Annotated in this window: 17 protein-coding genes and 1 tRNA gene; 9 read left to right on the top strand and 9 right to left on the bottom strand. The window is 42.5% G+C overall.

Annotated features, from left to right (window positions below):
- Positions 1–85: 85 nt before the first annotated feature.
- The 5 genes from ACQFX9_RS15230 to ACQFX9_RS15210 all read left to right on the top strand — a co-directional run bounded on the left by ACQFX9_RS15230 (position 86) and on the right by ACQFX9_RS15210 (position 7,361).
- On the top strand, positions 86–355 hold the full coding sequence (locus ACQFX9_RS15230) for a YlxR family protein (RefSeq protein ID WP_427162765.1): 270 nt from the start codon (positions 86–88) through the stop codon (positions 353–355).
- A 491-nt stretch (positions 356–846) separates the two neighbouring features.
- Complete coding sequence (gene infB, locus ACQFX9_RS15225; RefSeq protein ID WP_427162764.1) at positions 847–3,960, top strand: translation initiation factor IF-2; 3,114 nt, start codon at positions 847–849, stop codon at positions 3,958–3,960.
- Between the two features lie 111 nt (positions 3,961–4,071).
- Positions 4,072–4,683 (top strand): low-complexity tail membrane protein, encoded by a 612-nt coding sequence (locus ACQFX9_RS15220; protein WP_427162763.1) that lies wholly within the window; start codon positions 4,072–4,074, stop codon positions 4,681–4,683.
- A gap of 6 nt (positions 4,684–4,689) precedes the next feature.
- Positions 4,690–4,869 carry a hypothetical protein gene (locus tag ACQFX9_RS15215; protein WP_103135732.1) on the top strand — a complete coding sequence of 60 codons (180 nt, stop codon included), beginning with the start codon at positions 4,690–4,692 and terminating at the stop codon, positions 4,867–4,869.
- Positions 4,870–5,720: 851 nt separating this feature from the next.
- A complete protein-coding gene (locus ACQFX9_RS15210) occupies positions 5,721–7,361 on the top strand; it encodes a DUF1565 domain-containing protein (protein ID WP_427162762.1) in 1,641 nt (546 codons plus the stop codon).
- A gap of 664 nt (positions 7,362–8,025) precedes the next feature.
- On the opposite strand, the gene ACQFX9_RS15205 is transcribed toward ACQFX9_RS15210, so the two are convergent.
- Positions 8,026–8,292, bottom strand: coding sequence for a DUF3493 domain-containing protein (locus ACQFX9_RS15205; protein WP_427162761.1), 267 nt, complete (start codon positions 8,290–8,292; stop codon positions 8,026–8,028).
- Between the two features lie 36 nt (positions 8,293–8,328).
- Between ACQFX9_RS15205 and ACQFX9_RS15200 the strand changes: the two genes are divergently transcribed.
- A tRNA-Thr gene (locus tag ACQFX9_RS15200) sits at positions 8,329–8,400 on the top strand.
- A 54-nt stretch (positions 8,401–8,454) separates the two neighbouring features.
- Here ACQFX9_RS15200 and ACQFX9_RS15195 read toward each other — a convergent pair.
- From ACQFX9_RS15195 to ACQFX9_RS15170, 6 genes are all read right to left on the bottom strand, one after another.
- Positions 8,455–9,498 carry a M42 family metallopeptidase gene (locus ACQFX9_RS15195; protein ID WP_427162760.1) on the bottom strand — a complete coding sequence of 348 codons (1,044 nt, stop codon included), beginning with the start codon at positions 9,496–9,498 and terminating at the stop codon, positions 8,455–8,457.
- Positions 9,499–9,520: 22 nt separating this feature from the next.
- Positions 9,521–10,543: an SGNH/GDSL hydrolase family protein gene (locus tag ACQFX9_RS15190; RefSeq protein WP_427162759.1), complete on the bottom strand. Its 1,023-nt coding sequence runs from the start codon at positions 10,541–10,543 to the stop codon at positions 9,521–9,523.
- A 264-nt stretch (positions 10,544–10,807) separates the two neighbouring features.
- On the bottom strand, positions 10,808–12,172 hold the full coding sequence (locus tag ACQFX9_RS15185) for an S-layer homology domain-containing protein (protein WP_427162758.1): 1,365 nt from the start codon (positions 12,170–12,172) through the stop codon (positions 10,808–10,810).
- Between the two features lie 82 nt (positions 12,173–12,254).
- Positions 12,255–13,382 carry a glycosyltransferase family 4 protein gene (locus tag ACQFX9_RS15180; protein WP_427162757.1) on the bottom strand — a complete coding sequence of 376 codons (1,128 nt, stop codon included), beginning with the start codon at positions 13,380–13,382 and terminating at the stop codon, positions 12,255–12,257.
- Between the two features lie 36 nt (positions 13,383–13,418).
- Complete coding sequence (locus ACQFX9_RS15175) at positions 13,419–14,531, bottom strand: glycosyltransferase (RefSeq protein ID WP_427162756.1); 1,113 nt, start codon at positions 14,529–14,531, stop codon at positions 13,419–13,421.
- A 150-nt stretch (positions 14,532–14,681) separates the two neighbouring features.
- Complete coding sequence (locus ACQFX9_RS15170; protein WP_427162755.1) at positions 14,682–16,190, bottom strand: hypothetical protein; 1,509 nt, start codon at positions 16,188–16,190, stop codon at positions 14,682–14,684.
- A 126-nt stretch (positions 16,191–16,316) separates the two neighbouring features.
- Here ACQFX9_RS15170 and ACQFX9_RS15165 point away from each other — a divergent pair, with 126 nt between their 5' ends.
- On the top strand, positions 16,317–17,522 hold the full coding sequence (locus tag ACQFX9_RS15165) for a histidine kinase (protein WP_427162754.1): 1,206 nt from the start codon (positions 16,317–16,319) through the stop codon (positions 17,520–17,522).
- 159 nt (positions 17,523–17,681) lie between these two features.
- Here the strand turns inward: ACQFX9_RS15165 and ACQFX9_RS15160 are convergent, their stop codons facing one another.
- Positions 17,682–18,716 carry a diguanylate cyclase domain-containing protein gene (locus tag ACQFX9_RS15160; protein WP_427162753.1) on the bottom strand — a complete coding sequence of 345 codons (1,035 nt, stop codon included), beginning with the start codon at positions 18,714–18,716 and terminating at the stop codon, positions 17,682–17,684.
- Positions 18,717–19,644: 928 nt separating this feature from the next.
- Here ACQFX9_RS15160 and ACQFX9_RS15155 point away from each other — a divergent pair.
- Positions 19,645–19,905, top strand: coding sequence for a chlororespiratory reduction protein 7 (locus ACQFX9_RS15155; RefSeq protein WP_427162752.1), 261 nt, complete (start codon positions 19,645–19,647; stop codon positions 19,903–19,905).
- A 328-nt stretch (positions 19,906–20,233) separates the two neighbouring features.
- Here the strand turns inward: ACQFX9_RS15155 and ACQFX9_RS15150 are convergent, their stop codons facing one another.
- Entirely contained in the window at positions 20,234–20,785 is a 552-nt protein-coding gene (locus ACQFX9_RS15150; protein ID WP_427162751.1) for a DUF2854 domain-containing protein, read from the bottom strand.
- A gap of 157 nt (positions 20,786–20,942) precedes the next feature.
- Between ACQFX9_RS15150 and ACQFX9_RS15145 the strand changes: the two genes are divergently transcribed.
- Complete coding sequence (locus tag ACQFX9_RS15145; RefSeq protein ID WP_427162750.1) at positions 20,943–21,110, top strand: hypothetical protein; 168 nt, start codon at positions 20,943–20,945, stop codon at positions 21,108–21,110.
- Positions 21,111–21,201: the final 91 nt, after the last annotated feature.

Here is a 21,201-nt window from a genome sequence, read left to right as displayed (position 1 = left end):
CTCATGATTACTATTCTCCAATTTGGAGGGTCAAACCAAATTTAATTATTAGCAACAACATTTCTGTTAAATTTTCAGAATCCCGATGAAACCCAATTATCGGCGTTGTGTTAGTTGTCGTAAAGTAGGCTTAAAAGAAGAGTTTTGGCGGATTGTCCGTGTCTTCCCTTCAGGGAATGTACAATTAAATGAGGGCATGGGGCGTTCAGCTTACATCTGCCCACAGCATAGTTGTTTACAGGCGGCTCAGAAAAAAAACAAATTAGGGCGATCGCTACGTGCATCAGTACCAGAAACACTGTACCAAACATTGTGGCATCATCTAACCCTCAACAATCCCCAAAAACAAATTTAAGTCTGAATTGCTCTATTGGTGGTGATCCCCAGGGAAATCATCCCACAAGCCCAACGTTAAGTGACTATACACTCTCTTTAAATTGTTGGGCTTAGTGCCAAAATAGTAAATGGGTGTAGTTAGCAAACAGCTCTCCCAAAATTTTGAAGCAGAGCAAAGCAGAACTCCCAACAAAATTTTATGCAATTGTGTTGTGGAAGACTCAAAACCAGCAAAACAAAAAACTACCGAATGGCAACCTGGTAGCGTCAAGGTGCAGTTCGGCATCACTAGCCACCATAAATACATTTTCTCCAGAAAAAATTTATGGCTGCTATTTAACCACCCCATACGGTGGAGATGCCAACATTAAACCGACAAATCTCTCTTTCCTGATTGGAGGCACTGGCAAACAAACCAAGAGCAACCGAAAAACAGTAATCGAAGGATGGAGATGTCACACTCCCAGGCAACCATCCACAAAAAAACTGTAAATTAAAGGGGAAGAGTGGATGAACAACGGCAAAGTTAGAATCTACGAATTATCAAAGGAATTGAATTTGGATAACAAAGAGCTATTAGCAATTTGCGACCAGCTCAACATCGCGGTCAAAAGCCATAGCAGTACAATTTCAGAAACAGAGGCAGAAAATATTAGGGCGGCGGCTGAAAAATTACCAGCAACAAACGGAACGCCCAAAAAAGAATTTCATACATCATCCCATAAACCCAATTCATCACCTACTAGCTCAAATAGTCGCTCAAACCAACCTCACAAACAACAAATTTTGGAAATTCGTAAACCCAAAATATTGAAAAATCCTACTTCTAATGCTCCCGAAGTATCAGGAGCTAGCAATCACCAAGTTGCTCCATCATCCGAAGTGAATTCTCCAGCACCACCAAAGCCCTTTGCCACACCAGTCTCACCCATGAAGCCGACGGCTCCCACTCGACCTGTCCCCCGTACTCAATCTGAAACCACTCCCGCACAACCTGCTCCAGCCACAGAAGCCACACCCAAACCACAGGCCTCTGAAAAAAGTGCAGTGGAAAAACCGGAAAAGGTAGCTCCATCTAGACCTAAGCCGGAAAAACCACAAAAACCACAACTAACAGCACCACCAGCTAGGCCTGTAGCAGAAAAGTCAGACGCACCTGAACAGGTGAGTGTGTCAGAAAAACCGATCCTCAAACGAGAACGCCCACGACGGGCAGAAGAGGATCGTGACCAACCCAGGCCAAAAGTCTCTAAACCTACATCCACAGAGACACCCCAGCCTGCTGGACAAAAGCCGTCCCGTCCTAGTCCCGGAGCAGCCAGACCAGAACGTGGGAATCGGTCAAATGCACCAGTTGGGGAAGGCCGTCCTCGACCAGCACGCTCTGCGGAAGCCGTGGCACCAGTGCCAGTGGCCACACCCCCCAAACAAATGGCAGGGGTATCGGGCCGTATGGAATCTATGGAGGATAGACCTGCACCCGATCTGCTCGACTTAAAACGTCCCACACCACCCCGATTGGCTAAAGGTGGTAAAAAGTGGCAAGAAGAAGAAATCATTGACGAAATCAAAGAAAAATCCAGCAAGGCCTCAGTCAAAGGTAAACGCATCAAGCCCATCCTGGAAGATGATTTTGAAGATGATTTTCTCGATCCTGAAGACAGACTGGAAATTCCAGCTACAGTCCAGGTGAGTTTGTCAATTGCACGTCCCCCCAAACCCAAAGCTGCTAGACCCTCACAGCCGTCTACTACAGGTGTAGGTAGTATCCCAACTACCAGAACTAAAAAATTCGGTTCTCGTGACCAAAATCGCCGTCAACAAGAAGTTGAAGTCAAACGCGAGCGTCCGAGCAAAGTGATAGTAACCGGCCCGATGACGGTACAAGAACTGGCGGATGCTTTAGTGGTAGCCGACACAGAGATTGTGAAAATCCTGTTCATGAAAGGGATGGCGGTCAGCATTACCCAAAACCTGGATATTCCCACCATCACCCTAGTCGCCAAGGAACTAGAAGTAGAAATTGAAACCGCCGAACCAGAAGCAGAGGCGCGTAAAGTCACGGAAATGATTGACGTGGGTGATTTGGAACATCTCCTTCGTCGTCCTCCAGTGGTGACAATTATGGGTCACGTAGACCACGGTAAAACCACTCTGCTCGATTCCATCCGTAAAACTAAGGTCGCAGCCGGTGAAGCTGGTGGGATTACCCAGCACATTGGTGCGTACCATGTTGATGTTGAGCATGAAGGCAAACAACAGCAAATCGTCTTCCTGGATACCCCTGGTCACGAAGCCTTTACCGCCATGCGGGCGCGGGGTGCGAGGGTGACAGATATCGCTGTCCTAGTGGTAGCGGCAGATGACGGTGTGCGTCCTCAAACCGTAGAAGCAATTAGCCACGCACAAGCGGCTGAAGTACCCATTGTGGTAGCCATCAACAAAATTGATAAAGAAGGGGCGCAACCCGACCGCGTTAAACAAGAACTCACCCAGTATGGTCTCACCCCAGAAGAATGGGGCGGCGAGACAATTATGGTACCTGTGAGTGCGATCAAAGGTGAAAACCTCGATACACTCCTAGAAATGATTCTCTTGGTGGCAGAAGTCGCTGAACTCTCCGCTAACCCAGATCGTTCCGCCAGAGGCACAGTCATCGAGGCGCACCTAGATAAAGCTAAAGGCGCAGTCGCTACCTTACTGATTCAAAACGGCACTCTCCGCGTGGGAGATATGCTGGTGGCTGGTTCAGCCTTCGGGAAAGTCAGAGCAATGGTTGACGATCGCGGCAAACGCGTAGACGTAGCTTCTCCCTCCTTCGCCGTTGAGGTACTTGGTTTAAGCGATGTACCCGCCGCCGGTGATGAGTTTGAGGCATTCGAGAACGAAAAAGAAGCCAGAGCGATCGCTTCCGACCGTGCCGACAAACAACGCTTGTCTCGTCTATTACAAGGACGCGTTACCCTCACCACCCTATCAGCCCAGGCTCAAGAGGGCGAGTTGAAAGAACTCAACTTGATCCTCAAGGCCGACGTACAGGGATCAGTGGAAGCCATTGTGGGAATGCTCAAACAAATTCCCCAAAACGAAGTCCAAATTCGGATGCTCTTGTCCACAGCCGGAGAAATCACCCAGACCGATATTGACCTAGCCGCAGCCAGTGGCGCAGTCATTATTGGCTTTAACACCACCTACGCCAGTGGTGCAAGGCAAGCCGCCGATGAAGCTGGTGTAGATGTGCGGGAATACAACATCATCTACAAACTCATGGAAGATATCCAAGGGGCTGTAGAAGGTCTGCTAGAACCCGAATTAGTAGAAGAATCCCTGGGTCAAACCGAAGTGCGTGCTGTCTTTCCAGTCGGTCGTGGCGCGGTTGCAGGTTGCTATGTGCAGTCTGGCAAACTCGTCCGTAACTGCAAAGTGCGGATACGCCGTGGCAGCAAAGTCATCTACGAAGGTGTACTCGACTCCCTCAAACGGATGAAAGAAGATGCACGGGAAGTCAACGCCGGTTACGAATGCGGTGTGGGCATCGATAAATTCCATGACTGGGCAGAAGGTGACATCATCGACGCATACCAGATGGTAACTAAACGCCGTACACTGGCATTGACAAGATAGTGCTGAGTCAAGGAAGAGGACAAGGGGTAGAGAGCAGGGAGAAGCACGGAAATCTTCTCCTGGCTCTCTGCTCCCCGCCCCCTGCCTCATCAAAACCCAGGACTGTAATTTATGCGCTCATTTCGTTCTGAACCAATTTTGTGGATTCATCTGGCAGGCTTGGCAACACTGCCGATTTTTTTACTGCTGTGTTTATTGTTTTTGTCTGTAGGTGAACCGCTACTACCTGTATGGATGGAGTTGTTACTAGTAGCGGTAGTGGGCGTAATTCCCCTGTTGTGGATGCAATTGCGCCGACCTTTCTATATATTTGGTATTTTGGGTGTAGCTCTCAAGCCAGAAAATCTGACTGAGCAGCAAAGAAAAATTCTCTGTTTAATTAATACAAAATTAAATCGGTTATTGGCACTCCTGGCAGCCATGCTCTCAATTGTGCTGCTATGGCAACTCTATCAAGTAACTCCTCTGATGGTGAATGTAGCGAGTTTCTTACCACAATGGCGGAGTTTAGCCTTGTTAATGGCTGGCTTAACCTTTCTGGCAAGTAATTTATTTCTTCAGATTCCAGTCAGTGTAGCACGAGTTTTAGTGACAAATGACACAGAATTTGCTGCTATAGAACCGTTACCTTTAGAAAAGATTAACCAGGATTTCACGATTTTAGGGGTGCGGGTTAATAAAATCTTGCCCCAGTTGACTGTCAAAGTTAAAACTGAGGAATGAAGGAATATGGCTAAAATAACAGCTTATAGTGATCCAGAAATTTGGCAAAATCTCCAATACGCGATCGCAGCAAGTTCTGGTTTCCAGAGATGGCAACTAGAAAGCTACCCTAGACTGCAAGAAATGCGTCTAGAACAGCAGGTGCAGCGATATCTACGGGAAACTTTAGAAACCTTAGCTTATTAGGAGGCATGAGACAGAAAACAAGAAGAGTTAACTGATTTGTTTTCAGTTAATTCGGCTATCTGTCTTCATCAAGCTTGATGTTAAGAAAAAATTTCAATCTAGGCAGGCATAGAGGGGATCTAGTTATTTAATCTAGATCCCCTTTATGTTGCTTATAGTTAACGTGAGTCTCTGATAGAGGCGAAGTGTTATACCAATTCACAATTCGCAATTCGCAATTCGCAATTAAAAAACTTAGATGCAGCAAAGCTTTCAGGGTTTACATCTGTATCAGGTTTTTCGTGAAATGGTATTAGCAAGTGGCTCCAAAATCCAGAAGAAACACTTTTTCCTCCCCTCAACCCTCATAACCCAATACGGTTCAGATAGGAAAAATAAATTTCAACCAAGCCAGCAAATGATCACTCAACAAAAAACGAAAAAATGATTTTGGAGGGGGATTGGGGGATTCTCCCCCAAATCTTGCTCATTGTCTAATCGGCAGAGCAAAAATTGAGAAATTAACTCTCACCACCTTAACTGAACCTTATCGCCTTATACCCCTACACCCTCACACCCCCATCAGCTTGATTGCGATTCCTGAAATATCTAAATTTTTATGAATTAAAAACATAGATTGTTGAGAAAAATTTGTGATCTAATATACAAAAGTTAGGAGCGATCGCTTCTTATCCCATAACTTGTGATCTCAGATTTTTCGCCTCAATCTAGACGATTTATGTATTTTCTTGCGAAACATAGCTGCTGATACCTTAGTCATCCGCTATAGTTTTGCATAAGTTTGGTAGCTAGATATTGGCTACATAACACCCATTCAAGTAACCCACATTCAGCAAGCTACAGACGTAAAAATGAAACATCAGGGCTTAACTATATTTTCGGTGAAACCCCTATCAACTGGAATCATCGCTTTGTTTTTGGCTACTGGCTCCATCACACTAATTTCTCATGCTGTCCAAGCCAACCCCAAAGCCAGCCAGTCTCATATCACCGCTCAGGTTCCCGTAACTGCACCCGTAATTTATGTTAATCCTGCCACTGGTGCAGATACCGCAGGTGCTGGTAATGCAGCTAATACACCCTATAAAACCATTACCTACGCTCTCAACCAGGCTCAAGCAGGTACGATTATTCAACTTGCACCTGGAACTTATAACAGTCAATCTGGAGAACAATTTCCCCTAACTCTCAAGCCTGGGGTAACACTGCGGGGCGATGAAGCTAGTAAAGGGCAAGGAATAGTCATTACAGGTGGTGGATTTTACACTAGTCGCACCTTTGCTAGACAAGATGTGACGATTTTAGCGACTGAAAACACCACAGTTTCAGGTCTAACTGTCACCAACCCCAATCAACGTGGCACAGGTGTCTGGGTAGAATCAACTAATCCGATTATCAAAAACAATACTTTTACAAAAAGCGTTAGGGATGGCGTTTTTGTCACAGGTACAGGCAATCCCAAAATTGAAAGTAACATCTTTGTTCAGAATACTGGTAACGGCGTTTCCGTTGCTAAGGCTGCTCAAGGTGAAATTCGCAATAACTTATTTCAAGACACAGGTTTTGGGATCGCAATTGGTGGAACGTCTACGCCTTTGGTTGTGGAAAACCAAATTGTGCAGAATCAAGATGGCTTATTTATCTCAGAATCAGCCAAACCCATTCTGCGTAATAACGTCATTCAAAACAATAAACGAGATGGTGTTGTCGTCACTATTTCAGCTGCACCCAATTTAGGAAGTAATGAAAATCCTGGTGGTAACTTAATTCGCTCTAACACTCGTTATGACGTAAATAATGCCACCAAAACGGTGCGGATTTCGGCAGTAGGTAACGATATCGACCAGAAAAAGATTTTTGGTGCAGTTGATTTTGTGGCAGCTACTGTAGAACAACCCGGTTCTGGAACAGCATTTAAAGATGTATCTGCAAATTACTGGGCTAAAGGTTATATAGAAGCCTTAGCTGCACAAAATATTATTGCTGGTTTTCCCGATGGGACATTTAAACCCAATGATCCTGTAACTCGCGCCCAGTTCGCTACCATTATTACCAAAGCTTTAACACCGCCTGCTAAACGTTCCGCCATTGAGTTTCGAGATGTCAGCCAGAATTTCTGGGCTTATGGTGCTATTCAAGCAGCGTATCAGAGTCAATTTGTAGCGGGTTATCCTGATGGAACTTTCAAACCCCAACAACAAATTCCCAGAGTCCAAGCTTTGGTAGCCCTAGCTAATGGACTAGGTTTGACGGCTGATAATCAAAAGGTCATTTCCATTTATACTGATGCAGCACAGATCCCTAATTATGCGGTTAGTCCAGTCGCAGCTGCAACCAGCAAGCAATTAGTGATTAACTATCCCAACGTTAATCAACTCAATCCTAATCGGGAAGCCACTAGAGCCGAAATTGCTGCTTTTGTATACCAAGCACTAGTGAACGCTGGACGCGCCCAACCCCTACCTTCTTCCTATGTAGTAAGAGTTCCGTAATCTCATACCAAATGGGGATAGGTGGTATTGTTTTGAGATTCTGGAACAGTCTATGAATCTTTAATCTACAATCCACAATCGGTATAACCTGTTCTGAGACTTACTTCCTTAGTAAGTTCTCAGTTCCAAAAGGCTAGTGCCAGAGTCAGTAAAAACTGACTCTGGCACTAACACTAGTTAGGTTTTCTTAAGTTTGGGGTCTATATATAAAATTTGACCCCATTTTTAAATCATGGGTTTATGGTCAAGGTCTTTATATTGGCTGACCTCGTTTGAACAATTACAAGTTTCTCAGAAATTTTGCGATTTCCTGATTTCCTAATATTTTTTTTATGTTTTCTCTCTTTAAATTGCAAAATGTATCAAAATTTATAGTTTCTTAAATAAAGTAAAGTTATGTAAACAATGGAAATCATCCGAGAAACAAATCATCCGGCTTTACTCAAAAAAATATTAAGCAAAATTACCTAAATTTTTATCAATAAACAAAAGTCTTTCACTTTGCGCCCCAGGGTTTTTTAATCAATTTATCTCCTCAATTCACCCTATTTTGCCAATATGACGCTCTCATAAAAGATAATTTTTGAGCATTAGTTGCTAGAAATCAGGCGTTAAAGGTTAAATAGCTCAGTATTAGAACTACCTAACAGGAAAAAATGGCTTATTATCGACCTTGCCGACGTTTTTCCCAACGCCAAAGCACAATCATCAAAGCTACTATGGCTAATTGAAGAGCAAAATTAGGTAAAGTATGTTCAATGTCTCTACCTGCTAGTAGTTGAAAAAAGAAAACAAATGCACCGATAAAACCGGAAGCACCAACGGCAACATAAAAAAATTGTCGCAAGCCACGATAGGGTGATATGGCCTCAGCTTTGAGACGAGCAAATTTCTCTTGGTTCAGATTGTTTTGGGAATTTGGTTTCACCATAGGTAAATAATCATGCTATAATCTTGTATCGTGTGTGCCGATGTGGCTCAGTGGTAGAGCAGCTGATTCGTAATCAGCAGGCCACGGGTTCAAATCCCGTCATCGGCTTATGGAAGTGCTGAGTCAGCATACTAGTTTTTAGAATGCTGGCCAAGTTGTGACTCACTCAAATTCAGTTTCACAAAAAGCTTTCAATAGAATAATACAGTTAGCGATCGCACCTAAATGAGCAATTTCATATCCGTGGGTGTTTTGGGTGGGGAATGCTAAACAAGCAGCACGCCCTACATGGCCAAATTTCATGGCAATTGAAGCATCACTACCAAAGCCGCTTAAGGTTGTTAGCTGTAGAGACAGATTTAATTGCTTGGCGCATTGACGCAATTGTCCGTTTAAACCCTCATCATAGATACCATAGGCATCCTGAGATAATAAAACCGGATTTTCTCCGTCTTTCACCGGATATTCCTCTGATAATGGACAAATTTCTAAAGCAATCAACGCATCTAAACTGTGATTTTGGGTAAAAAATAATGCTCCAATCGCTCCGACTTCTTCTTTCGCAGAGGCGACTAAATACACATCGACGGCTGGCTGTTTCAGATGTTCTGCTAAAGCCAATAGTATCGCTACCGATGCTTTGTTATCTAGAGTATAGCTGGCGATATGGTCTTTGAGTCTGATCGGATGTTTACGGTGCTTACCAATCACCATTCTCGTTCCTGGACGAATCCCAGCCGCTTCTAATTCTTCTGGAGTGCGCTTAGTTTCTATCCAGGCATTTTCCCATTTAACAGCTGTATCTTCTTGCTGGACTTTTTGCGGAGATTCATGGGAGACGTGGCGCGAACCAAAACTGAGAATTCCACTGATGGTTTCGTTGTCTCCTAGCAAATCCACCACGCCTTCCCCATATACCCAAGGGAAAGCACCGCCAAGCTTGCGGACTTCTACCCTACCTTGATCACCGATACTTTTAACTATTCCACCAATTTCATCTTTGTGGGCAGTGATGGCGATCGCTCTTTTGGCATCTTTTCCCGAAATTTTGGCAATAATATTATCAGCGCGATCGCTCCAGACTTCCACACCCAAAGCAGCAAATCGCTGTAGCAATAATTGATTGATTTCTGCTTCTGCACCGCTAGGAGAATGGTGCATGACTAATTCCGTGATAGTTGCAAATAAGCGATCGCTTGCCCACATGGATTTTGCTAGCTCCAGAACATTACTTAGTCGCTGAAGTTGACTTTCGACTTTGACGTTGGAAAAGTCCTAATGTAACCACAGCACCTAATCCTAACATTCCCATCGTGACTGAAGGTTCTGGTACGAATACCGCATCTGCTATCAGTTTATGAGCTTGGCTGGAAGGATGAATACTGTCCCAAAATAAATATTCTTGTGGATTATTACAAGTTATATAAGTGGTGGAACTAGTAAATCGCAAACACGCATCAGTAACATTCGTAAAACCGAATTTTTCTGGAGATTTCCGCCAACTATTAAATAGAGAATAAACATCAACTTCAGTCAGTTTAATGTTTGGGTTTTGACGAATAGTTGCTAAATCCTTAGCTAAATTGGTATTAAACTCTTGAGTTTCCTGGGTGAGAAGCTGTGGATTGCGACCTGGTATAGTTGATCCTGGAAGTACACCCAAGTCTGGCAGGTTGAAGACCACAATGTTTTTAGCACCAGCTTTGACTAGGCTATCTACAGACTGAAAAATATTATTGTAGGGCTTTGGTTGATTAGGATTACTAGGTACTTTTGGAAACAGGTAATCATTCGCGCCTCCCACTACGGCATAAAGTGCATTAGGATCTACGATATTGCCATTACCTTGAATAAAACCTGTAACTTGCTCTAATACTCCGGGTAAGGGTGCGTTAGGGGCAATGGCATTACCAAATCCTGAATTAGCTCCACCAGTAGCAAAGTTAATTCCCTGGGTAGGAGCAGCGTTATTCAGCAATATATTACTGGCTAAAGTTGGTTGTAGTCCTAACTTTTCTCCTAAGTAATCAACCCAGATCAAATTATTAGAAAAGCGTCCCTGAAAATATGGCGGACTAGGTGGTGTCGGTGTTGGAGGTTGTAAAACGTTACTTGTGAAATTGAAGATATTACCTGTGTCAGCTAAACTATCACCAAATACATAAAGTCCAGTAAAGTTCGCAGCCGAAGCTTTAAGTGGCAGCATCATAGATAGGGTGATAAATCCTGCTGCTACAAAATTGGTTTTCATGTTTAATTGAATAGGAAAATTGTATTGATAGAGACAGTTAACAGCATCACAGTAAGTTTAGTGTCTGCTTACGTGATTTTGTTTAAGTAAGTTTACTTAACTATCAATAACATATCAGGAAAAATCATCAGCAAGATTCATTGTTAGGGTATTTTCATCATTGCTGTGGATTGACCGCAGGTAGTCCCAATCAAACAAGTTTGGAAAATATTTTTCTTGACCTAATCTAGCAAGCTAGTCAAAATTCCAGCATACCTGTTGTTTTTATGGCGATCGCTTTAACTTCAGTGCCTCAGTCGCCGATATCCCATCGCCGGAAGTACCAAAATACCACAATGCTGCCGCCGCTTCTGCACGATTCACTGGTTTTTTGGGTTGCAATAAGGTTGTATAACCAAATACACGACGGATATTGGCTTGTTCACCGTTGGAGAAATCTGCTAAAACAGCCCGTAATGCTTTGGGGTCGATTTTACCGACATCTTGGAAACCCCAAGTTTCTTTCACTGACTCTAAATTAGCCGTAGGTAAAGCTTGGCGTGTATCTAAAGGTACTTTCCATAACACCAATTGTTCCCGTGTGAGGGGTGCATCAGGACGGAACAACACAGCCGTAGAATCACCAGATAAGGGACTAGGAATCAATCCTGCTTCTGCTAATCCCTGAATTGCGGCAAAATCAGCATCTTGAGGCGACACATCACTAAAAGTTGGTTGGGTAGTTTCAGCCGCTAGGCGAATTTGCTTGGCAGGATTATTAGCATACATCGCATTATTGGCAGCCACTAACCACCGGGCAAATTCTCGACGGGTAATAATTTTACCTGGTTCAAATTGCTTGCTTGTGTCGGGAGAATTGTTTTTATTGGCTGCGTAATTTGCTGTAAACACCCCTAAAGCTGCTAAATCTTGAATATATTGCTGTGTTTGTAGCGGTGCTTTACTCACATCGCTAAATACTTGCGCTGTCGATGTCTGATTTGTTGGTGTTGGTTGTGTTGCCAAGGTTACAGGCGGTACTGGGCCGATAAACTGTGGATCACCTGGTTGGGGAACATCATTATTTGATGCAGTTGCATTCGGTTGCGTGGAAGCAGTGCTATTTGGTGTGTACTCAATCTTGAGTAATGTAGAGGTTTGTGGTTGATTTGGTGCAGGATTAGTTACAGTTTGAGGCTGAATAGACACCTTGAGCAGTAAATCATTGCGTCGTGCAGTAAAACTTCCTTCTACATCATCTGTTGGCTGTTGCTCAATTTGCCAGTTATTGGCTTGCAACTGGTTGCGGTAAAAACTAGTAATAGCATTGCTGGGGTCAGAACTCAGCCAACGAGTTGATACCTGATTTTCTGTCCCACTAGCAGGGGTGATTTCCTGTAGTGTGGCGTTGGGATATAAGGGGATATCTTGTGGAAAATCCGCAGGTAACTGGGTCGATGGTTGATTTACTCCTGGTGTTGACTCACCTGTAGGAGATTGACCTAAAACTGCTGGATTGTTACTTAACCTGGGATCTGCGGCTAAAGACTGTTCCAGATTTTTAGCAGTTGGTGCATTGGCACAGGCTGTTAAGAAATTGAGTAAAACAGCCAAACTGAAGAATACAACTGGACGTTTACAGAGAAACACTGGAAATCACAAACGCTTGTCAATTCCTACCCTAGCGCAAACTGTCCTCATTAGATATGGGAATCAAAAGAAAGTAATTGCGTTAGCGTAGCTGGGCGTTAACTAATTGCGAATTGCTCATTGGGATTAATTGCTGGCAAATATCTAGAAGTTGAGTAGCTGCACCATGAGCAGAAAACTTTTCCGCAACATATTGGCTAGCCATAACACCACGCTGAATTACCTCCTCTGGATGCTCTAGGCAGTATCTCATGCAGGTGGCTAAACCGCGAAAATCTTCATTTTCAAAGAAAAACCCTTGTGAACCTGCCATTTCCGGCAAACCACCCATTTGAGAGACAATTGCACAGGTTTGTGTACTAGCAGCTTCCAAAACTACATAGGGGGCTGGATCTTGCCATCGGGAGGGTGCTACTAAAGCTAAAGCATCTTGTAATTTGACAATTACCTCTGAGTTGGGCAGTTTTCCGAGAAAAGTCACACAATTAGTGAGTTCTAAATCAGATGTCAATTGTTTTAATTCTGCTGCCTTTGGCCCATCTCCAATAATTTCAATTTGAAACTGTCGATTTTCCTTTTTTAAGATTGATGCTGCTTGTAAGATAATATCTACTCCCTTATCTTTATCTAATCTGCCTACAAACACGAATTTATGAGGGTTAGCTAATGTATTTAGCTGTTTTTGCTGAATTGGTGATCTGACAGTAATCGGATTATATAAAGTCGCTACCTTCCAAGGAAAAGCGCAAGATTCGCCTAAAAAATTGCTGCAAGCTGTGTGACTATTAGCTACAAGTGCTGTAGTGATTCTTGTAGCTAATCTTGCCCATTTTACTAAAGTAAATAACTTCCACTTTAAGGGATAATTAGATTTGGGGAGAGTGCGGTAAAACTCTGTTTTTAGCCTTTGGAAAAAGGTCATCTGCTCATAACGAGAATGAATAGATTGATAAAAACAGTAGTGATATTTAATAATGATTTTTTTAGTGAGTAGTTTACACAATAGGGCAAATAATAGATCGTTAGAATTCATATGCACAATATCTGCGCCAGCAATGAGTTTGACCCACTGGAGAATTTTATCGGCTCTAGTTGAGACAGTTTGAACTGTAACGCCGCTTTTTTCTAATTCTGGTGTAATAGCATCAATGTATGTGAGAACACCAGCAATTTCATGCTTTAAATGTCTGTGCTGAATCAAAATTTTCATGCTGATTTAGTTAAGTATGTAATTGCTGTAGATGGACTAGGCGATATCTAGAAGTTTGATATATTTATTCATGGCTGTATGGGAAGTAAATTGCTCTAACCATTGGGTATCAACTGTGGGACAATTCCCTGCTAGAGCCTTAACAATTGCTTCTGCCATCGCTGCATCATCACCAACTGGTACTAGTAAACCGTATTTTCCATGATTGAGGATTTCTGCGGGGCCACTGGGACAGTCTGTAGAGACCACCGGTGTACCTAAAGCCATTGCTTCTACAAGCACATTACCGAATCCTTCCCAGGCTGAAGATAGGGCAAATACTGAAGCTTTTGCCATGTAAGTATAGGGATTTTTTTGAAATCCTAACATAGCTACGTGATCTTGCAGACCTAGTTCACGTACTAGTTGATCCAGATGCGATCGCTCTCGTCCGCTACCCAAAATCACTAATCGCGCCGGACGCACCTTTAACACTCGCGCAAAGGCTCTAATTAATGTAGGAAAGTCTTTTTGCTGCATCAACCGCCCTACACTCAATACCACTGGTAATTGTCCCGGTTGAAACCAAGGATGTGTAATTGGTTCTTGCGCTTTGCGAAGAATGTCTTGCGTGATGACTGGATTGTAGATTACCTGAATACGTTCGTGAGGAATTTTGGTGATTTGGGATAAATCATCTGCTACCCCTTGAGAAATAGCCACCACCTTATCTGCAAATGGATAAAATAGCCTAGCGGCTAAAGGTGTGAGACGAGCTGTGATTTCCGGGGAATATTTGGCTTCTTGAGACAGTGTATTACGTTCCGATACGATTACTTGTGTAGAAACTCCAGACAAATATTTCGCCCAGATGGCTACTTCACACGGGTAATGCAATGCAGACAATAAGTTGAGGGGCTGTTTTTGCCGTAAATAACCTACCAATTTCGGCAAACTCAAGGGTAACTTCGGTGCTTTTAAATCGACAATTTGCACTTTAGGCGATACTTGTGATAAGTAAGGCCCAGCTACATGACTAAGTACCAAATCTACTTTGAAATTTTGCTCAGTCAGGGTATTTGCTAAGTTAACCATGACTCTTTCAGCACCACCGCCCACAAGTGTCCGTAAGAATATGGCAACATGGGGTGTGTCTTGAAGAATATTCATGTCTGCTGAGAAATTCTACTGATGTTCCTCTAAAATTTTACCAAAATCAAATTTTCTCTGCATGAATATTCTTAAGTGTAACCACCTGATATTTTGAAGTTTTGAACAATTCAATAATGAAAAACTTATATTTTTACTCCACCTAACCCCTTACAAATCTAAAATTTGTGGTGCAGGTAACTCACGTACAACTCTCCACAACACAGTGTAACTACCGTCATGACGGCGACGCACAGGACGGAAGGCGATGAGCATATCGCTACTGCGGACTTGTTGTAATGCGTCTAAGTAGCGTCTTTTTTCCGCCGGAACTAGCTGACCATGTAGGATAATTTCTGGTAGCTGAAATTGCAGCGATCGCATCAAATATGTGTGATTTAATTTAGCTGTCGCATCAGTCAAAATAATTCGGTCGAGATTCCAATTCTGGTCTTTACCAGTCAAGAACCGCCGTCTATCTATTTGTAAATTCTCTAACTGTTTGGGTGGTTGGTAGTTGAGGAAAAATTCTCTGGTGGGAGATGCTACAGCTTGCAGTTGCTGATCCAACTTCTCTAAGGGAATATCGCCTAGATCCACCATAAAACTGTAATCTACTCCCAAATGCTGCATCTGGAAGCGATCGCCGACTAACTTCAGTGCTAAACTAGGTTTAAAACTTCCTTGGGCATCTTTCAAGGCTGGAAAGGGATAACGCTCACTCACGCTGGGTTGCAAGCGATTCCACACTGTATTCAGTGGACGTTCATAAGCTGAAGCAGCTAACACACGGAAAATCCCAGTACGCGGTAACTGTAAAAACTTAGCGTAAGTCTGTCCTTCTTGGGGATCTAAACTATACGTAAATCTGTCTAAGCTAGCCGCAGTTGTTTGAGCATCCCGAAACTGATAGTCACTAGGAAAACTCACCAGGGCATTTGAAAGCAACTGTTTAGCATTAGCCAAAATCGTCAGTGCTGTTTGCGGGGGTGTGATCGCTGGTTGTATTGGTGGGTTATAGTTAGCTATAGCCGTCTTACCGACTCTGCCAATAATCGGCAAGGTCGAGTTATCAGAGTTGTCAGCAAACTGTCCTGCTAGATTGGCTTCCCAAATAGCAAACGGTGTCGCTGGCTTGTTCAGGTGGGGATGCTGCACAGGCGCGATCGACAATATAGGATCTGATTGACGCTCACCACTTACTAAAGGTAACTTTCTCACCAGGGCTAATTCACCCCGACGCGACAAACTCCTATCAAGTACAGGTGCAAGTTTCCATAATTCCTGGCTAGAACCATACAAAGAGCAATATATTGTTAGTTGCGGTTTCGTGAATTGTTCAGGTGCAGAGGAAAGGTCAGGTGAATTACATACAACTTGAGCAACAGGATGCTGACGCTGAAGAAATCCTTCAGTAGCCTTCATCTGAGAAGTTAATTGTCCCCTCACATCTCGTAACCGATTAGCATCAGGATTAACTAACGCCTGCTCAATTCGGGCAATGAGATCCAAATGTTGCTGTATGATATGACTTGCCTGAGTATAAAAATTTTCATCTGTTGACTCCGAAGCCAGAGTATGATGAAGAGGTGATGGAGTTTGAGACTCCATAGCAAAAACCTTTGTCTGCCAACAAGTTAGCCAAATTGGAAACAAAAAACCCAAAAAAATGTATCTCATGCCAAAAAGCCCGATCAGATGGGTGTATGAAAAATCTAAAATAGAGATTAAATTGATAACAAAAAACGACCATCGACAACCGTCAGTCTAATCTAAATTCCGCAAAACGTCGCCAGGTTGTTGCCAGTGCTGAAACACGATGACATGCAAGTTTCCCAGGATCAGCCAATTTATTCTGAAGCTCCCCTCCAGCTGCTGCTGTTTATTGATGGACGACCAAAGTCTAAGCCGCAGGTGCAGCGCATCCGTGCTTACTTAAAAGAATTACAGGCTGGGTATAATTTTGAACTACAAATCATCGATGTGAGTCAACAGCCTTATTTGGCAGAACACTTCAAATTAGTGGCGACACCAGCTTTAATCAAAATTCATCCAGAACCTAGACAGATTTTAGCCGGTAGTAATATTATTGCCCAGTTGAAAAGTTGGTGGCCGCGCTGGCAAGCCGCCTCAGAAACTTATCAGAAACTGCAAGAAGATTTACAAGAACGAGTAGATGACAATGGCAAAATTTCACAACCCAAATCATCTATTAGTTCAATAGCGGTGTCGGCGGAGTTGATTCGACTGTCAGATGAAATTTTTCACCTGAAACAAGAAAAAGAAAAACTCCTAGAGCAATTACAGTTTAAGGATAGAGTCATTGGGATGTTAGCCCACGACCTCCGCAACCCCCTCACAGCTGCGGCGATCGCCATTGATACCCTACAATCTAACTACAATTCAGAAACTGGAGAATTTCAACGTCTCAAACCAGCATTAATTGCTCATCTCCTCAAACAAGCCCGTAACCAAACTAAGACCATAGATAGAATGATCGCCGATCTCTTACAAGTAGGTCGGGGGAATGATACAGAGTTTTCAATCACACCACAAAAAACTAATCTGGGTCAAATGTGTTTAGAGATTATGGAGGAACTACACGACCGCTACACAGCCAAATTCCAACACATAGAAACCGACATACCCAATGATTTACCTTATGTCTATGCTGATCCAGAACGCATCCGTCAAGTGCTAGTCAACTTAATGGATAATGCCATTAAATACACTCCAGAACATGGCACAATCAGCATTGCTGGGTTACATCGCACTACCCAGAAAGTGCAATTTAGCATTGGTGACACAGGCCCCGGTATTCCTCCAGAAAATCGCGATCGCATTTTTGAAAATCACTATCGCCTAGAACGAGATGAAGCCACTGAAGGTTATGGCATAGGTCTTTGTTTATGCCAACGTATAATTAGAGCGCATTACGGACAAATCTGGGTAGACTCTAACCCCCAAGGTGGTGCATGGTTTCACTTTACTTTGCCAGTGTGTCCTTCTTAAGATAGTCATTAGTCATTAGTCATTAGTCAATAGTCATTAGTCATTAGTCATTAGTCATTAGGTGTTGAAGTAAAATCTTCCTTGTCTCCCACTCAACACTCAGCACTCACCACTCAGCACTCACCACTCAGCACTCCTCACTCCCCACACCCCTAAATCCTAACCATCCGATATCCAACAAATCCGATTCCTCCCTTGGGCTTTTGCTTGATAAAGGGCTTTGTCCGCCGCCGCGATTAAATCAGAAGGCGAAACCTCCCATCCAGGTGTGATGGTTGCCACACCCATACTGAGAGTAAGATATTGACTCACCTCGGATTTTTCGTGAGCAATTCGCAAATGGCTCACGCCACTTTGCATAGCTTGAGCCACATAAATTGCACCTGAAGCGTGAGTATCCGGCATAATTACCGCAAATTCTTCACCGCCATAACGAGCTACTAAATCTCGATGTTTTTCTGCTGTCTTACTTAAGACTGTACCCACTTTTTGCAAACAAACATCCCCGGCTGGATGACCATAGCAATCGTTATAAAACTTGAAAAAATCAATGTCACACAGGATTAGCGATAAGGGAGATCCTGTTTGTGCGGAATTAATCCACTGCGTATTTAAATAGTTATCAAACCGACGACGATTAGCTAAACCAGTTAAACCATCTACATTCGCTAGTTCTTGCAAAGCGAGGTTTGCTGCTTCCAACTGTTTATACACTTGTGCTTGTTGTAATAATCTCCGTAAACGTAAGCGTAAAACTGCCCAATGAATCGGTTTGGTAATGTAGTCTGTCGCTCCTGCTTCAAAAGCACGGTCTACGGACTCTTCATCATTTAAACTAGTGATCATTAATATCGGAGTCCGTTCCCACAGTTTGGAAATGATCGTACTATCCAAGCCAGAAGAATCATTATCTACATTGGCTAAAGCGGAAATTAAATTGTTTCTAGCAATTTGTACTAGTTGCTTACAGCACGTAAAGCCATCCATGATTGGCATCACAGCATCCAACAAGACTATATCTGGTTTAACAGCCTCATAGGCATCTATACACTGCTTACCATCTGTCACCTCAATGACTCGATAGCCTTCTTGTTCCATCACTTTACGCAACATTGTTCGGATGGTAGTGTCATCATCAGCCACCAAAATTACAGGAGGTTGTTTAGTAAGAGAATATGGGCTTATGCGTGACATGAGTTGCGTTCCACAGGAATTCTCTGAAATGTTAAAGATGAGTAAATCTAGAAGTATATTGCTCTTTGTGGAGCGAATTTTAGAAAAATTAGCTAATTGGAGGCGAGAATATTTACTTAGTGTTAATCAGATTACAGGCAATTAGCGAAATCTCTTCAGCTAATTTACCCCGTAGCAGGGATAATATTAGTCTTTGGTTGAATAATGTGTGTAAATATTGACTAAAATTTATGCGATCGCCCAATAATAATCCTTCATTAAGGTATTGATTCCTTGGGGAGTAGTAGCTGTTCCATCGACTCTTGAAACCTATTGGGATGAAAAAATGTCCAGTAATCTTTAGGCAAGAGAAAAGCATCATATGAGGTTTGTTAATTTGTATAGCAAATACAGTTAGTCATGAACTTTATGCCCATTGTTAACCGATGCTCAGAATTGTTAGTTTTATATTTCCCGATATACCCCATATTAATTGCGTCTACTAGCAAAACTTCAAATGCCAAGCATGATATCTTTACATAATATATAAGTTACTTTCAACACTCAGCAGCAATCAGTAAATTTACTATTAAGTGATATTAAAAAATCTCTTGAGGTATGATATTGACTGGTTAGAAACAGATGATGGCATTACATATAAATACTTGTGTGAATTATATGATTTGATTAACCCCAACCTCACAAAAATTCACAATAATTTATGCACTTCTTCTCAGTAAAATCACTGACTAAAGAGGCAGGAGAGCAGGGGCGCGACATTCTGTATTTCCACTGTCATCAGGGTTTCAATCACTTCCAGTCGAGAGTGCCACCAGAAATAATGCGTCCTGATTTAAAGCCCCTAAATTTATTTATGGGGTTCTCCCCTCTGCTCTCTGACCCCTTGCCTGCAAAGTGATAGGATATTTTTTTAAGTTGGAATCCCCCTATGCCAGATCCATTAATGTACCAACAAGACAATTTTGTTGTTCTCGAAACCAATCAGCCAGAACAATTTTTGACAACAGCAGAATTATTGGCAAAACTCAAAAATGAATTGCAGAAAATTGACTTCAATGATTTGCCATTAGAGTTACAAAAATTTGATTCTTTAGCAGAACAAGCTCAACATTTAGTTGATACCAGTTGTGAATTAGATATTGGTGTCGGCAAATATTTACAATGGTATGCAGTCCGTCTAGAGAAGTAAATCAGGGTAAAGATTATACTCATGCTACCCTGCTAATATTAATCTGCAAGTTAAAGGTATAGGACTCATATTTGATTTCTGAAAAAAACTCCGTACACTTTTGTTCCTTCTAACCTGTTCCCTGTTCCCTGTTCCCTTCCTACGCAAATGATTTCAGGAATCAAAGCGGATTCCTATATAACAGTTGATGATGTGAACTGCACAAAATAGGTTTTTCCCTATGAGTGACTGACGTTAGCAACGCCAAAGCTTCACCCACAGGGAGAAATGCCAAAAATCCAGTTATTTTTAACTGTTTACTTTTTAATCTCTTCTGCCAAATATCGAATTACGATGGGGTATTGGTAATCAAAGTTAATTCAATTGTGCTGTCATCGAGGGATGTAATTTTTACTTCTATACCCGGCCCGAAATATTTGGTCATTTTTTCTTGCTTTTCTTGCCAAGTACCTACTTGTATCAAAGGTGAATCAAATTCTAAAATTAAGGCATAAGCACCATTGATTTCTGTTTCTCGTAACCCTGTAAGTATTGGTCTTTCCTCATCTGTAGGACTTAAACCCAAATAAGTCAGCGCGCCATCTAAATGAGCATCTTGTCCATAGCAGTAGCGAGTTACGTCTTTACGAATTTTATTTTGTGTGACGGTGGCCTGTTGTTCACGCAAGACTACAACAGGAGGTGGTGTGGGCTGACTAAAAGCAATAGGCTTAAGTTCATTAGCTTTTAGTGCTAATCCCCCTAAAAGTAGGGGAAAACCATAGAAGAATCCGACTAAATTGAGTGTAGCGTTATCGGCGGCATAAGCCACAAAGCCGACAAGAGTCAAAACAGCACCGACACTTAGACCAAGAGTCCCCAAAGAAATTTGGCGTAACATAATCAATCCCAGGATAGTATAAATTCTTAACACATCAAGTTTTATTATCGGACTAAAGTCTGGGATGCGATCGCTAATTATCTAATTCGCGAACAGTTACAAGTCGGCTCTTTTTGAGTTAAGTTTAGATTTGAAGCGAATTCAAGGTAAAAACATCATGGATTTACAGACTCTCAAAGAACGGATAGCCGCAGTTCAGAGTAAGCGTGAATATCTACTAAGTCTTTTAGAACAACCCAATTTAGGAATTTTAAGAGTAGATGTGAATCAAGCCTTGGAAGAATTAGATGAGTTAATTGAGGAATTTTCACGCACTATTCCCTAGGCTGGGAATAATTAAGTGGCTAGAGGCTAGAAGTGCAGCGTTGAGAGTGAAGCCATAGGACAACTAAATTGCAAATCTTTGCTTATGGGTT

Source organism: Aliinostoc sp. HNIBRCY26 (assembly GCF_050235535.1).
In the GTDB taxonomy this organism is placed as follows: Bacteria; Cyanobacteriota; Cyanobacteriia; order Cyanobacteriales; family Nostocaceae; genus Trichormus.
Note: the sequence above shows the minus strand (reverse complement) of the source record. Positions and strands in the feature narration are given on the sequence as shown.